The following is a 13,453-nucleotide window of genomic DNA, read 5'->3' as shown; positions in this document are numbered from 1 at the left end:
CTTGTGAATTGGGCTGGCCTTTTTGTCGGAATTGCACTATATGCGCCGCAGCTTCGCGCTTTGACGCGTTGCTTGCACCGGCCCCTGCTGGACGACATCCCGGCTGAGGGCGTCCCGTTTCCTCAAACAGACAAGGAAAAACACGATGTCGATTACTGCCGAACGCAAGAAGGAATTGATGGGCGAATTCGCAACCGCCAAGGGCGATACCGGGTCTCCGGAAGTCCAGGTGGCCATCCTTTCCGAGCGCATCAAGAACCTGACCGATCATTTCAAGGACCACAAGAAGGATAACCATTCCCGCCGTGGCCTGCTCGCTCTCGTTTCCCAGCGCCGCAGCCTGCTTGATTATCTCAAGCGCAAGGACGACGCGCGCTATCAGACGCTGATCGAGAAGCTCGGTCTGCGCCGTTGACGAATTGACCGGCGGGTTCTTTCGAGAGCCCGCCGGTCGCGCATTGGAGCATCGGATCATCCAAGGCTCCAATGAAGAAAGCAGAGCGCCGCGCACCGGTTTGGATGCGCAAAGGACGCTCTGAAGTTTTAGATTTGCGCAGGATACTTTCCGAAAACCTGGTTTTCGGGTTCACGCGCAAGGCCAGTCGGATCGATTGGCCAACCCGGTTTCGAAACAGCAGAGGGCCACTCGAAACCGCCCATGGACGGTCATGGGGCAGGATTGCAGGACGCTCGCGCGGCAAATGCGCCGAATAGCCGAGCTTCCCGTTGTCTTGCCCGTGGCTGCCCGAGAAAGGAAGCCAAGGGAAAGGGGCATCCGCGCACGCTGCAACGGCGCGGCCCTTTCCGCATACGAAGGACAAGATATGTTCAATTACCACAAAGTGGAAATCGAATGGGGCGGCCGTCCGCTCATTCTCGAAACCGGCAAGATCGCACGTCAGGCTGACGGCGCGGTGCTGGCCACCTATGGCGAAACCAAGGTTCTCGCCACCGTCGTCTCGATGAAAGAGCCGAAGCCCGGCCTCGATTTCTTTCCCCTGACGGTCAACTACCAGGAAAAGACTTACGCCGCCGGCAAGATCCCGGGTGGCTATTTCAAGCGTGAAGGCCGTCCGAGCGAGAAGGAAACGCTGGTTTCCCGCCTGATTGACCGCCCGATCCGCCCGCTCTTCGCCGAAGGCTACAAGAACGACACCCAGATCGTTGTCACCGTCGTCCAGCACGATCTCGAAAATGATCCGGACATCCTGTCGATCGTCGCCACCTCCGCCGCACTGACCTTGTCCGGCGTGCCGTTCATGGGCCCGGTTGGTGGCGCCCGCGTTGGCTACATTAACGGCGAATACGTGCTCAACCCGCATGTCGACGAGATGCAGGAATCGAAGCTCGACCTGGTCGTCGCCGGCACCGCCGACGCCGTGCTGATGGTCGAGTCCGAAGCCAAGGAACTCGGCGAGGATCTGATGCTCGGCGCCGTCATGTTCGGTCACAGGGGTTTCCAGCCGGTAATCGACGCGATCATCAAGCTGGCCGAAGTCGCCGCCAAGGACCCGCGCGATTTCACCGCGCCGGACTATTCCGCGCTTGAAGCCGAGATGCTCAAGATCGTCGAAGGCGAGCTTCGCGATGCCTACAAGATCACCGACAAGCAGAAGCGCTATGCCGCCGTCGACGCCGTCAAGGCGAAGGTCAAGGCCGCGTTTGCGCCGGCAGAAGGCGAAGAGGCCAAATACACGTCCGAACAGATCGGCACCGTGTTCAAGGAACTCCAGGCCAAGGTCGTGCGCTGGAACATCCTCGACACCGGCTCGCGCATCGACGGCCGCGACCTGAAGACGGTCCGCAAGATCGTCTCGGAAGTCGGCGTCCTGCCGCGCACACACGGCTCGGCGCTGTTCACTCGCGGCGAGACCCAGGCGCTGGTCGTCGCCACGCTCGGCACCGGCGAGGACGAGCAGTATGTCGATTCGCTGACCGGCATGTACAAGGAGAAGTTCCTCCTGCACTACAATTTCCCTCCCTATTCGGTCGGTGAAACGGGCCGTATGGGTTCGCCCGGCCGCCGCGAAATCGGCCACGGCAAGCTCGCCTGGCGCGCCATCCGGCCGATGCTGCCGACCGCCGACCAGTTCCCCTATACGTTGCGCGTCGTTTCGGAGATCACCGAGTCCAACGGCTCGTCCTCGATGGCTACCGTCTGCGGCACCTCGCTGGCGCTGATGGATGCCGGTGTGCCGCTGGCCAAGCCGGTCGCCGGCATTGCGATGGGCCTGATCAAGGAAGGCGAGCGCTTCGCCGTGCTCTCCGATATCCTCGGCGACGAGGACCACCTCGGCGACATGGATTTCAAGGTTGCCGGCACCGCCTACGGCATCACCTCGCTGCAGATGGACATCAAGATCGAGGGCATCACCGAGGAGATCATGAAGATCGCCCTCGACCAGGCCAAGGATGGCCGTCAGCACATTCTCGGCGAAATGGCCCATGCGCTGTCCGGCGCGCGTGCCGAGCTCGGCGAGTTCGCGCCGCGCATCGAGGTCATGCACATCCCGACCGACAAGATCCGCGACGTGATCGGCTCGGGCGGCAAGGTCATCCGCGAGATCGTCGAAAAGACCGGCGCCAAGATCAACATCGAGGATGACGGCACGGTCAAGATCGCTTCGGCCAACGCCAAGGAAATCGAGGCGGCGAAGAAGTGGATCCACACCATCGTCGCCGAGCCGGAAGTCGGTGAAATCTACGAAGGCACGGTCGTCAAGACCGCCGACTTCGGCGCTTTCGTCAACTTCTTCGGTCCGCGTGACGGCCTCGTCCACATCTCGCAGCTCGCCAATGATCGCGTCGCCAAGACCTCCGATGTGGTCAAGGAAGGCGACAAGGTCTGGGTCAAGCTGATGGGCTTCGACGAGCGCGGCAAGGTCCGCCTGTCGATGAAGGTCGTCGACCAGGCCACCGGCAAGGAAATCGCCCGCGATAAGAAGAGCGAAGGCGAAGAAAACGCCGCCTAAGCGGGGTTGCGTTCCGTCGAACGCATAAAGCAATCGAAGCGGGCGCGCCGGAAGGTCGCGCCCGTTTGCATTTCAACAACAGCCTTGCAGTTCAAGAGTGGTGAATGTCCGCCGAGCCGCTGAAGACGCTTTTCCATCCTTTCGAGACCGGGACCGTTTCCCTGCCGCGAAAGGATGAACGTATTCTTTTTCTCGGTGCCGAGCCCGGCTTTCGCTTGCTCGAAGGCTTCGATGCCAAGCTTCATCTCGTCCAAGGCTTCAGGCCGCATTTTCGCGCCTTGCAGGCGTCCGGCTTCACCGTCACGCCGCAAGTGGAAGGCAAGGCTTTCGACGCGGCGCTAGTGCTCGCTGGCCGCCATCGCGGACAAAACGAGTTGCGCGTCGCAGAAGCGATCGAGCACGTGGCATCAGGCGGGTTGATCGTCGTCGCCGGCGGTAAGGACGATGGTATCGCCAGCCTGCGCAAGCATGTCGGCGCCCTTGTGCCGCCCGAAGGCCACCTGCCGAAGCATCACGGCATTGCCTTCTGGTTTCGCCGGCCGGCCGATACCGTTGCCGCGGCAACGCTTCGCGCCGCCAATCCGGACTTGGTGGTCGAGGACCGCTTCCGCACGGCCCCAGGCATGTTTTCGTTCGACAAGATCGATGCCGGATCGAAGCTGCTGGTCGAAAATCTGCCCAACGATCTGCGTGGCAGCGTTGCGGATTTCTGTGCCGGTTGGGGCTATGTCGCCGCCGAAGTCGCCGCCCGCTCACCCGGCATATCGGCGCTTGACCTTTACGAAGCGGATTTCGAGGCGCTGGAGGCGGCGAAGGTCAATGTCGGCAACACAGGCCTGGAGCCACGTTTCTTCTGGATAGATCTTTTGAGCGAGCCGGTCGAGCACCGCTACGATGTGATCGCCATGAACCCGCCCTTTCACCGCAGCCGGGCGACTGAGCCCGAAATCGGTGCCGGCATGATCCGCGCGGCAGGCAAGGCGCTGAAGCCGGGCGGCCGGCTGTTCATGGTGGCGAACCGTCAGCTTCCCTACGAACCCGTGCTGGCGGCCGCCTTCTCCAGCCATGCGGAGCTCGCCCGCGACGGCATGTTCAAGGTCTTCTCGGCGCGACGCTGAAACGCTGCGGGGCAAGCCGGCGACACGTCGCTCGCGCTATTCCCGCCCGCCGTCGGTTTGCTTCAACTCGTCAAGCGTCGGCATGGACACGATGTGATAGCCGGAATCGACATAGTGGATTTCGCCGGTGACGCCGGAGGACAGATCGGACAGCAGATAGAGCGCTGAGCCGCCGACTTCGTCGATTGTCACCGTGCGACGTAGCGGCGAGTTGCGCTGCTGGTAGGAGAACATGTGGCGTGCGTCGGAAATCCCGGCGCCGGCAAGCGTCCGCACCGGTCCAGCCGATATGCCGTTCACCCTGATGCCGCGCGGGCCGTAGTCGTTGGCTAGATAGCGGACGCTGGCCTCCAGCCCGGCCTTGGCGACGCCCATGACGTTGTAGTTCGGCATGACGCGGACCGAACCGGCATAGGTCAGCGTGATCATCGAACCGCTATCCTTCATCAACGTGGCGGCGTGACGGGCGACCTCGGTGAAGGAGTAGCAGGAGATCACCATGGTGCGGATGAAGTTGTCGCGGCTGGTGTCGGCGTAGAGGCCTTTCAGCTCGTTCTTGTCGGAAAAGCCGATGGCATGGACGACGAAATCCAGCCCGCCCCACGCCTTGCCCAAAGTCTCGAAAGTCGCGGCGACCGATGCGCTGTCCTCGACGTCGCAAGGCACCACCAGCGATGCGCCCAGTTTCTCGGCGAGCGGCTTGACGCGGCGCCCGAAGGCCTCGCCCTGATAGGTGAAGGCGAGATCCGCGCCATGTTCGGACAGTTTGCGGGCGATGCCCCAGGCGATCGAATGATCGTTGGCGACGCCCATGACAAGCCCGCGCTTGCCCTTCATCAATCCGTCCATGGTCGGCAAATCCTTATGCGGAATAGCGCTGGAAAATCAGCGTAGCGTTGGTGCCACCGAAACCGAACGAATTGGACAAAACGGTGTCGATCCTGGCTTCGTCGATGCGCTTGCGCACGATCGGCATGCCTTCGAATTCCGGATCGAGGTTGTCAATGTGGGCGCTCTCGCCGATAAAGCCGCCTTGCATCATCAGGATCGAGTAGATCGATTCCTGCACGCCGGCCGCACCCAGCGAATGACCGGTCAGCGATTTGGTCGACGTGATGAAAGGCATCTTCTCGCCGAACACCTCGCGGATGGCGCCCATTTCCTTGGAGTCGCCGACCGGCGTCGAAGTGCCGTGCGTATTGATATAGTCGACCGGCGAGGACACCGTTGCGAGCGCCTGCTTCATGCAGCGAGCCGCGCCTTCGCCCGACGGCGCCACCATGTCGTAGCCGTCGGAGGTGGCGCCATAGCCGACGATCTCGGCATAGATCTTGGCGCCGCGTGCCTTGGCATGCTCGAGCTCTTCAAGAATCAGCACGCCGGCGCCGCCGGCAATGACGAAACCGTCGCGATCGACGTCGTAGGCGCGCGAGGCGACTGATGCCCTGTCGTTGAACTTGGACGACATGGCGCCCATGGCATCGAACAGATCCGACATCGTCCAGTCGAGATCCTCATGACCGCCGGCGAAGACGATGTCCTGCTTCCCCCACTGGATCAGCTCGTAGCCATTGCCGATGCAATGCGCTGACGTCGAGCAGGCCGATGAGATCGAATAGTTGACGCCGTGGATCTTGAACCAAGTGGCAAGCGTCGCTGAAGCGGTCGACGACATCGCTTTTGGCACCGCGAACGGGCCGATCCGCTTGGGGCTGCCGTTTTTGATCGTCGTCTCGGCCGCTTCGACGATTGCACGGGTCGACGGTCCGCCAGAGCCCATTACGATGCCGGTGCGCTCGTTGGTGATGTCGGTCTCGTCGAGGCCGGCGTCTGCGATCGCCTGGTCCATCGCGACATGGTTCCAAGCAGCACCTTGCGACAGGAAGCGCATGGCGCGACGGTCGATCATTCCCGACGGATCCAGCGTCGGCGCTCCCCACACCCGGCAACGGAAGCCATGCTCGGCGAAAGAGTCGGAAAAGCTGATGCCGGACCTGGCATCATGCAAGGAGGCCTGCACCTCGTTGGCATTGTTGCCGATCGACGACACGATGCCGAGACCTGTGACTACGACCCGTCTCATTCGCAACTCCTTCCAGCACGGACCTCCGAAACCTGATTAAGTTTCCGGAACGGAACCATGCGCAAATTAAAGTGCTACAGCGTCCTTTAGATGTCCAAGACGTGGCACTGTTGGTCTTCGCTCAGCCGGCGGCCGATTGCTTGGACAGACCGACCTTCAGATCCGTTGCCGCATATATGGGCTCGCCATCTGCCTTCAGCCAGCCATCGGCGATGCCAAGCACAAGCCGACCGCGCATCACTCGCTTGAAGTCGACGCCATACTCCACCTTCTTGACCGAAGGCGTGACCATGCCTTTGAATCTCACCTCACCTGTCGACAGCGCCATTCCCTTGCCTGGTTCGCCGAGCCATCCAAGGTAGAAACCCGTCAACTGCCACATGGCGTCCAGGCCCAGGCATCCCGGCATGATCGGATTGCCGATGAAATGGCAGGCGAAAAACCACAAATCCGGCTTGATATCGAATTCTGCGCGGATGAAACCCTTGTCGAACGCACCGCCGGTTTCGCTGATCTCGGTGATGCGGTCGAACATCAGCATCGGCGGATAGGGCAGTTGCGCATTTCCCGGTCCGAACAGCTCGCCGCGGGCGCAGGCAAGCAATTCCTCGTAACCGTAGCTGGATTTCGAACCCGCCATCAATCTCGTCCCCGTGATCGTCCCGGGCGATAGGCGCCCATGCTGGTGGTTTCCTAACACAATCTGTTTCAGGCCGGAAACCGGCGTTTGCGCTTAACCTGCCCGTCTGCCCGGGTCAATGCGCGCTATTGATCGCATTCGGCCGACAGAATATATGTCAGGACACGTCCAATTTCGGCAGATGCTCTATTTCTGCCATTTTGGACGTGTCTGAGACGGAACTGTGGGCGCGACGGATAGATGGATCTGGGTTGCCGGAAGGATAATGTCGCTGTGGACAAGCGGGTTCGCGAAGCCGGTCTGAGGCCGACACGCCAGCGTATCGCGCTGGCCGATCTGCTTTTCGCCAAGGGCGACCGCCACCTTTCGGCCGAGGAACTGCACGAGGAAGCGCTTGCCGCCGGCGTGCCGGTGTCTCTGGCCACCGTCTACAATGCTCTGCACCAGTTCACCCAGGCTGGCCTTTTGCGCATCCTTGCCGTCGAGGGATCGAAGACCTATTTCGACACCAACACCTCCGATCACCATCATTTCTATATTGAGGGCGAAAACAGGATCTTCGATATCGACAGCGGCCCGGTGACGGTTTCCAACCTGCCGGAACCGCCGGAAGGCATGGAGATCGCCAATGTCGATATCGTGGTGAGACTGCGTCCGAAACGCTGCGACTGACCGGCGCCTTATGAATTTCCTGGATTTGACGCTCCGGCTCGAATGGGTCGCCGTCGCGGTGGCGGCTCTTGTCTTCTATGCAATTGCCGGTGCTTCCTGGTGGCTATTTGCAGTGCTCGTTCTGGCGCCCGACCTGTCGATCCTGGGTTACATGGCCGGGCCGCGCGTCGGGGCCGTCGCCTACAACACCTTGCACATACTGGTCTTGCCCGTTCTGCTGGCGCTTTTCGGCAGCGTCTTTGACAATGCATTGGCGACATCCGTTGCGCTGATCTGGATCGCCCACATCGCCATCGACCGCGCCCTGGGCTATGGCTTGAAGCTGTCGAGCAGTTTCCAGGATACCCATCTCGGCCGCATCGGCGGCTAGATCATCCCCGAATTGAAGAACAGCGAAACAAAATGCCGGATCCGGTGCTTGCAGCGCTGGCCTGACCTCCGGTTCGGAAGCGTCAGTTCTTGACCTTTTCGCCGGGATAGGCGCCCCAGACGAGCGACTGGGCGAGCCAGCCGGTATGGCCGTCGAAGGTCATTTCGCACCATTGGCCATCGCAGGACTTGATCGTGCCCATCACCCCCGGTTCGAGGATCGCGATGACGCTTGCATCTTTTGCCGGGTCGTCGAGGAGGTTGATGCGGGCGTCCTTGCCGCGCTGCCAGGGGGCGACGATCGCCGTGCGGCGGCCCGAAAGCAGCGACTGATTGATCCAGCCTTCCGAGCCGTCGGCATCGCGCACGCGGCGCCATGTATCGAACTCCTGGATGATCTCCATCGGCAGGCCTGGTTTCATGTACATCCAATCGACGGAATAGTTGACGCCCGGCCCGACGCGCGAGTTGACGCGGCCGGATTTCAGGCTGACGAAGCGCGGCAGCGGCAAGCCGCTTGGTCCGAGCGTGACGCTCTGGGCGGGGGCCGCGGCACTTTGCGCCATCACCAGTGGGCTATGGATGAGAGCGCCGAGGAATGCTGCACTGAGGGTCAGGCGGAGCGACGCGAAACCAGACACTTTCGTTCCTTTCGGCGCCGGCCCATCGGCCTTCGCGCCCCTTTTTCTTTGTCTTCGGCGGAACCACTTGTTACATGGATGACCGGTACCGCGATCGGCTCTCAGTTTCGCCGTTCTTGGTTAAAGAGGTCTCAACGAGATCGGGTTCGAGGAAACAATGGCAGGCAAAAAGAAGCCCCTCGTCGTCATCACGCGCAAGTTGCCCGACCCGGTCGAGACCCGCATGCGCGAGTTGTTCGACGCCCGGTTGAATGTCGAGGACAGGCCGATGACGCAGCCGGAACTGGTGGCGGCGGTCAAGGAGGCTGACGTGCTGGTGCCGACCGTGACCGATAATATCGACGCGGCGCTGATTGCCCAAGCCGGCGACAACCTTAAGCTGATCGCCAATTTCGGCAATGGCGTCGACAAGATCGACGTTGCGGCAGCGGCCAAGAAAGGCATCACCGTCACCAATACGCCGAACGTGCTGACCGAAGATACGGCCGACATGACCATGGCGCTGATGCTGGCCGTGCCGCGACGGCTGGCCGAAGGCGCCAACGTGCTGACCGGGGACAAGAAATGGGCGGGCTGGTCGCCGACCTGGATGCTCGGCCGTCGCATCTGGGGCAAACGGCTCGGCATTGTCGGCATGGGTCGCATCGGCACCGCCGTCGCCAGGCGCGCCAAGGCCTTTGGCCTCTCGATCCACTACCACAACCGCCACCGCGTGCTGCCGGCAATCGAGGACGAGTTGGAAGCCACATATTGGGAAAGCCTCGACCAGATGCTTGCCCGTATGGACATTATCTCGGTCAATTGCCCATCGACACCGGCAACCTTCCACCTGCTTTCGGCGCGGCGGCTGGCGCTTCTGCAACCGTCCGCTTACATAGTCAACACCGCGCGCGGCGATATCATCGATGAGGAATCGCTGGTCAAGCTCATCCATGACGGCAAGATCGCCGGCGCCGGCCTCGACGTCTACGAGCACGAGCCGGCGCTGAACAGCAAGCTTCTGAAGCTCGCCCACAAAGGCAAGGTCGTGCTGTTGCCGCATATGGGCTCGGCGACGCTCGAAGGCCGCATCGACATGGGTGAGAAGGTGATCATCAACATCCGCGCCTTCTTCGATGGCCATCGTCCGCCCGACCGCGTGCTGCCGCTGCGGGCGTGACCTGCCATCATGCCGGCATGGCCTTGCCGCGGCAACCACGCGTTCGTCTTTGGATAGTGTTGGCTTACGAAAGCGCCTTGCGCATGGTGATTGAGGTCGGCCGGTCGTAGCCCTTGTGCGCTGTCCGTTCGGTTTCGCGAAAGCCGAGGCGGGCGAAGGCAGCGTGGTTTCCGGTCAGTTCGACCCGGGTCTGGAGCTCGATGGCGGCCCGGTTGTGGCTACGGGCAAGATCTTCGACAGCCTGCATCAGCCGCTTTCCGATGCCTTGTCCCTGAAGAGCCGGCACAACCGCGAGCTTTCCGACATAGAGGTCGTCTGCCCGCTCCAGGATGAAGACGCAACCGACGATCTCGCTTTCCTTCAGCGCCAGAAATCCTGTCTCCTCCAGCGCTTTAGCCCTAAGATTTTCGACAGTGAGCCGATGCGCCGAGGACGGCGGATCAATAACGTCTTCCATGAAGGCGAAGGCGCGCATGACCAGTGCCAAGACCTCGTCCCAACGGTCGAAATCGGCCGCAAGCTGCACAATGGAAACGTCGGCAGGCAGGCTCACCGGTGAGTCCGCTTGTAGCGGATCGTGTCGAAGCGTGCCGCCAGTGCATCGTAGAGCAGCAGTCGCCCGACCAGCGGCTCGCCAATCCCGGTGATCAGCTTGATCGCTTCCATGGCTTGCAGCGTGCCGATGACCCCCGTCAGCGCACCGACAATGCCGGCCACCGCGCAGGACGGCACCAGTCCCGGCGGCGGCGCTTCGGGAAAAAGATCGCGGTAGCTTGGGTTCAACGTGCCGTCCGGACCGGTTTCGAACGGCTTCAGCACCGTGACCGAGCCGTCGAAGCGGCCAACGGCGGCATGGACGAGCGGCCGGCTTTCGGCGGCGCAGGCGTCGGCCACGGCGTAGCGCGTCTCGAAATTGTCGGAGCCGTCAACGACGATGTCATAATCGGCGATGAGGGCAGGGGCGTTGTCCGCGGTCAGCCTGAAATTGTGCTCTTCCACGACGACGTTTGGATTGATGCGGATGATCGCCGCCTTGGCGCTGTCGGTTTTCGCCATGCCGACATCGCCCGTGGCGTGGATCACTTGTCGTTGCAGGTTGGAAAGCGAAACGATGTCGTCGTCGACGATACCGAGTGTGCCAATCCCTGCGGCGGCGAGATATTCGAGCACCGGCGCTCCCAATCCGCCGGCGCCGATGACCAGCACCCGCGCCCGCTTTAGCCGCTGCTGGCCGGCGCCGCCGATTTCGGGCAGCACGATGTGGCGGGCGTAGCGTTCGAGCTCTTCGTCGGTGAGGGCGGCTGTGATCATCGCCGGACCATATAACGGAGGAAAAAACTTGTCAGGCGTCAATGCATGCGGCTCAGAAATGCGTCATGGACGAAGTTCAGATGGTCGGCCTGACCTTGCCGTGATCGACGGTCAGGAACTGCGCGCGTCCCTTGAGGCTGTCAAACAACGCGGCATCGGTCCCGGTCATGAAAGCCTGGCAGTTCAGCTCCTCCAGGATCGAGAACAAGGCCGCGCGCCGGCCGCCGTCGAGATGGGCGGCGATCTCGTCGAGCAGCAGGATCGGCGTCATGCCCGACATCTCGCCGGTTAGCCGTGCATGCGACAAGACAATGCCGACCAGCAGCGCCTTCTGCTCGCCGGTCGAGCAGAGTTCGGCCGGCATTGCCTTGGGCCGGTGGCGCACCACGAGATCGGAACGGTGCGGGCCGTCGAGCGTGCGTCCGGCGGTGCGGTCACGGTCGCGCCCTTGGGCAAGCGCACGACGGAACCGTTCCTCGACGTCGACGGCCGGCGAAATGCCGACTTCGCCTTCCAGTTCCCCCGAGATGCCGATGTCGGCTTGCGGAAACGGTCCGTCGCCGGGCAGACGGTCGATCATGGCGGCGAGCAGACGCACCAGTTCGGCACGCGCCGCGGCAATTGCCACGCCGGTCTCGGCCATTTGCATCTCGATCGCATCGAACCAGGCACCGTCGCGCGAACCGTCGGCGAGCAGCCTGTTGCGGCCGCGCATTGCCTTTTCGTAGTCAAGCGCGCGCTGGCCGTGGCCAGGATCGATCGCCAGCACCAGTCGGTCGAGGAAGCGCCGACGATCGGCCGCCGGCCCGGGGAACAGGCCGTCCATGGCCGGTGTCAGCCAGACCACACGCAGCCATTCCAGCATGTCTTCGGCTGAGCGCGCCGCCGCGCCGTTGATCCGCACCCGCCTGCCGCCTTCGCTGTCGCTGCCTGCAATCCCGGTACCGATCTCGACCTGGCCGTCCGGCCCGTCAAGCCGGGCATGCAGCGCAAAGCCACCGTCGCCGCCTTCGCGCGCCACCTCGGCATAGGGTGCGCGGCGCAGGCCGCGGCCTGGCGTGAGCAGCGAGATCGCTTCAAGCAGATTGGTCTTGCCGGCGCCATTGTCGCCGGAGAAAACCACAGCGCCGGGATCAAGGTCGATTGCCAACGCCGCATAATTGCGGAAATTCGTAAGTGTAAGCTTACTTATGTAAGTCTGCCGCGGGTTTGCAAATCTGGTCACGACAGCAGATGGCCTCGTTCGGGCCCTACACCCGCATCGGCATCAACACGTAGAGCGCGGTCTCGTCGGCCATGTCGTGGATCAGTGTCGGGGATCCGGCATCCGCCAGCATGAACTTCGCCTCCGTGCCGGTCAGTTGCGCGGCAACGTCGAGCAGGTATTTGGCGTTGAAGCCGATTTCGATCGGATCGGACGAATAGTCGGCTGCCAGTTCTTCGGTGGCGCTGCCTGAATCCGGATTGTTGACTGCAAGCGTGACCTGGCCTTCGGCGATCGAAAGCTTTACAGCCCGGCCGCGTTCGGACGAAATGGTCGAAACGCGATCGACGGCAGCGGCGAAACTCTGACGATCGATGATCAGCTTCTTGTCGTTGCCGGTCGGAATGACGCGCTGGTAGTCCGGGAAAGTGCCGTCGATCAGCTTGGAGGTCAAGATGACGCTGCCGATGGTGAAACGGATCTTGGTGTCCGACAGCTCGGTGGTCACCGCAATGTCGGGGTCGTCGACCAGCTTCTGCAACTCGCTGACCGTCTTTCGCGGGATGATGACGCCAGGCATGCCCTCGGAGCCCGCTGGTGCGTCGATCTCGGCGCGCGCCAGCCGATGGCCGTCGGTCGCGACCGAGCGCAGCTTCAGCTTGCCGCCAGCCTCGTGCGTGTGCAGATAGATGCCGTTCAGATAATAGCGCGTCTCCTCGGTCGAGATGGCGAACTGGGTCTTCTCGATGAGGCCCTTTAGCCCGAGGGAATCGAGCCGGAAAATATGCGAGAACGACCCGGCTGAAAGCTCGGGAAAGTCGGACTGCGGCAGGCACTGCAGGCGGAAGCTCGAGCGCCCCGACGTCACCGTCATGGCGTTGCCGTCTTCGTCGGTCTTCAGCGCCACCTCCGCGCCGTCGGCAAGCTTGCGCACGATGTCGTAGAGCAGATGCGCCGGAACCGTCGTCGCCCCGCCACGCTCGACCTTTGCCGGCGTTGCTTCGGTCACCTCTAGGTCGAGGTCGGTCGCCTTCATTTCAAGGCTGGCCCCCTCGGCGCTGAGCAGCACGTTCGACAGGATCGGAATGGTGTTGCGCCGCTCGACCACGCGGTGAACATGGTTGAGCGACTTCAGGAGATTTGACCGTTCCAGGATAACACGCATGACGAAACAGGCTCGCTTGAATGAATGAACGGGTCTCCGGCAAGCGGCGCCCCGCGAAAGGTCTGAACAGGCTCAGAATCTGCGTAAACTGACAGGAAAAACCCGGCAAACGCAAGCCC

Annotated in this window: 14 protein-coding genes; 6 read left to right on the top strand and 8 right to left on the bottom strand. The window is 62.2% G+C overall.

Going from position 1 to position 13,453, the window contains the following annotated elements:
* Positions 1-103: 103 nt before the first annotated feature.
* From rpsO to NKH37_RS13885, 3 genes are all read left to right on the top strand, one after another.
* The gene (gene rpsO, locus NKH37_RS13895) at positions 104-415 is read left to right on the top strand and encodes a 30S ribosomal protein S15 (RefSeq protein ID WP_280940423.1); all 312 of its coding nucleotides are present in this window, start codon (positions 104-106) and stop codon (positions 413-415) included.
* A 409-nt stretch (positions 416-824) separates the two neighbouring features.
* Positions 825-2,972, top strand: coding sequence for a polyribonucleotide nucleotidyltransferase (gene pnp / locus NKH37_RS13890; protein ID WP_023719557.1), 2,148 nt, complete (start codon positions 825-827; stop codon positions 2,970-2,972).
* A 104-nt stretch (positions 2,973-3,076) separates the two neighbouring features.
* Positions 3,077-4,090, top strand: coding sequence for a class I SAM-dependent methyltransferase (locus NKH37_RS13885; protein ID WP_352846969.1), 1,014 nt, complete (start codon positions 3,077-3,079; stop codon positions 4,088-4,090).
* Positions 4,091-4,126: 36 nt separating this feature from the next.
* Here the strand turns inward: NKH37_RS13885 and fabI are convergent, their stop codons facing one another.
* The 3 genes from fabI to fabA form a co-directional block, all read right to left on the bottom strand.
* Complete coding sequence (gene fabI / locus NKH37_RS13880) at positions 4,127-4,939, bottom strand: enoyl-ACP reductase FabI (RefSeq protein WP_023719555.1); 813 nt, start codon at positions 4,937-4,939, stop codon at positions 4,127-4,129.
* 13 nt (positions 4,940-4,952) lie between these two features.
* The gene (gene fabB / locus NKH37_RS13875; protein WP_023719554.1) at positions 4,953-6,173 is read right to left on the bottom strand and encodes a beta-ketoacyl-ACP synthase I; all 1,221 of its coding nucleotides are present in this window, start codon (positions 6,171-6,173) and stop codon (positions 4,953-4,955) included.
* 121 nt (positions 6,174-6,294) lie between these two features.
* A complete protein-coding gene (gene fabA, locus NKH37_RS13870; RefSeq protein WP_352483234.1) occupies positions 6,295-6,813 on the bottom strand; it encodes a 3-hydroxyacyl-[acyl-carrier-protein] dehydratase FabA in 519 nt (172 codons plus the stop codon).
* A 240-nt stretch (positions 6,814-7,053) separates the two neighbouring features.
* Here fabA and irrA point away from each other — a divergent pair, with 240 nt between their 5' ends.
* Positions 7,054-7,485: an iron response transcriptional regulator IrrA gene (irrA, locus tag NKH37_RS13865; RefSeq protein WP_023676913.1), complete on the top strand. Its 432-nt coding sequence runs from the start codon at positions 7,054-7,056 to the stop codon at positions 7,483-7,485.
* A 10-nt stretch (positions 7,486-7,495) separates the two neighbouring features.
* Positions 7,496-7,855, top strand: a complete 360-nt coding sequence (locus NKH37_RS13860) for a DUF4260 domain-containing protein (protein ID WP_352846966.1) — start codon at positions 7,496-7,498, stop codon at positions 7,853-7,855.
* Positions 7,856-7,937: 82 nt separating this feature from the next.
* Here the strand turns inward: NKH37_RS13860 and NKH37_RS13855 are convergent, their stop codons facing one another.
* Positions 7,938-8,495, bottom strand: coding sequence for an SH3 domain-containing protein (locus NKH37_RS13855; RefSeq protein WP_023719551.1), 558 nt, complete (start codon positions 8,493-8,495; stop codon positions 7,938-7,940).
* 157 nt (positions 8,496-8,652) lie between these two features.
* Between NKH37_RS13855 and NKH37_RS13850 the strand changes: the two genes are divergently transcribed.
* Positions 8,653-9,654, top strand: coding sequence for a 2-hydroxyacid dehydrogenase (locus tag NKH37_RS13850; protein ID WP_352470076.1), 1,002 nt, complete (start codon positions 8,653-8,655; stop codon positions 9,652-9,654).
* Between the two features lie 64 nt (positions 9,655-9,718).
* Here the strand turns inward: NKH37_RS13850 and NKH37_RS13845 are convergent, their stop codons facing one another.
* The 4 genes from NKH37_RS13845 to dnaN all read right to left on the bottom strand — a co-directional run bounded on the left by NKH37_RS13845 (position 9,719) and on the right by dnaN (position 13,334).
* The gene (locus NKH37_RS13845) at positions 9,719-10,207 is read right to left on the bottom strand and encodes a GNAT family N-acetyltransferase (RefSeq protein ID WP_352549140.1); all 489 of its coding nucleotides are present in this window, start codon (positions 10,205-10,207) and stop codon (positions 9,719-9,721) included.
* Positions 10,204-10,965: a molybdopterin-synthase adenylyltransferase MoeB gene (locus tag NKH37_RS13840; RefSeq protein ID WP_352641448.1), complete on the bottom strand. Its 762-nt coding sequence runs from the start codon at positions 10,963-10,965 to the stop codon at positions 10,204-10,206. The genes NKH37_RS13845 and NKH37_RS13840 overlap by 4 nt, the downstream gene beginning before the upstream one ends.
* A 76-nt stretch (positions 10,966-11,041) precedes the next feature.
* Positions 11,042-12,190 (bottom strand): DNA replication/repair protein RecF, encoded by a 1,149-nt coding sequence (recF, locus tag NKH37_RS13835; protein WP_352493777.1) that lies wholly within the window; start codon positions 12,188-12,190, stop codon positions 11,042-11,044.
* Positions 12,191-12,215: 25 nt separating this feature from the next.
* Positions 12,216-13,334 carry a DNA polymerase III subunit beta gene (gene dnaN, locus NKH37_RS13830; protein WP_023719546.1) on the bottom strand — a complete coding sequence of 373 codons (1,119 nt, stop codon included), beginning with the start codon at positions 13,332-13,334 and terminating at the stop codon, positions 12,216-12,218.
* Between the last annotated feature and the right edge of the window lie 119 nt (positions 13,335-13,453).

This window comes from Mesorhizobium sp. M1217 (assembly GCF_040318275.1).
In the GTDB taxonomy this organism is placed as follows: Bacteria; Pseudomonadota; Alphaproteobacteria; order Rhizobiales; family Rhizobiaceae; genus Mesorhizobium.
Note: the sequence above shows the minus strand (reverse complement) of the source record. Positions and strands in the feature narration are given on the sequence as shown.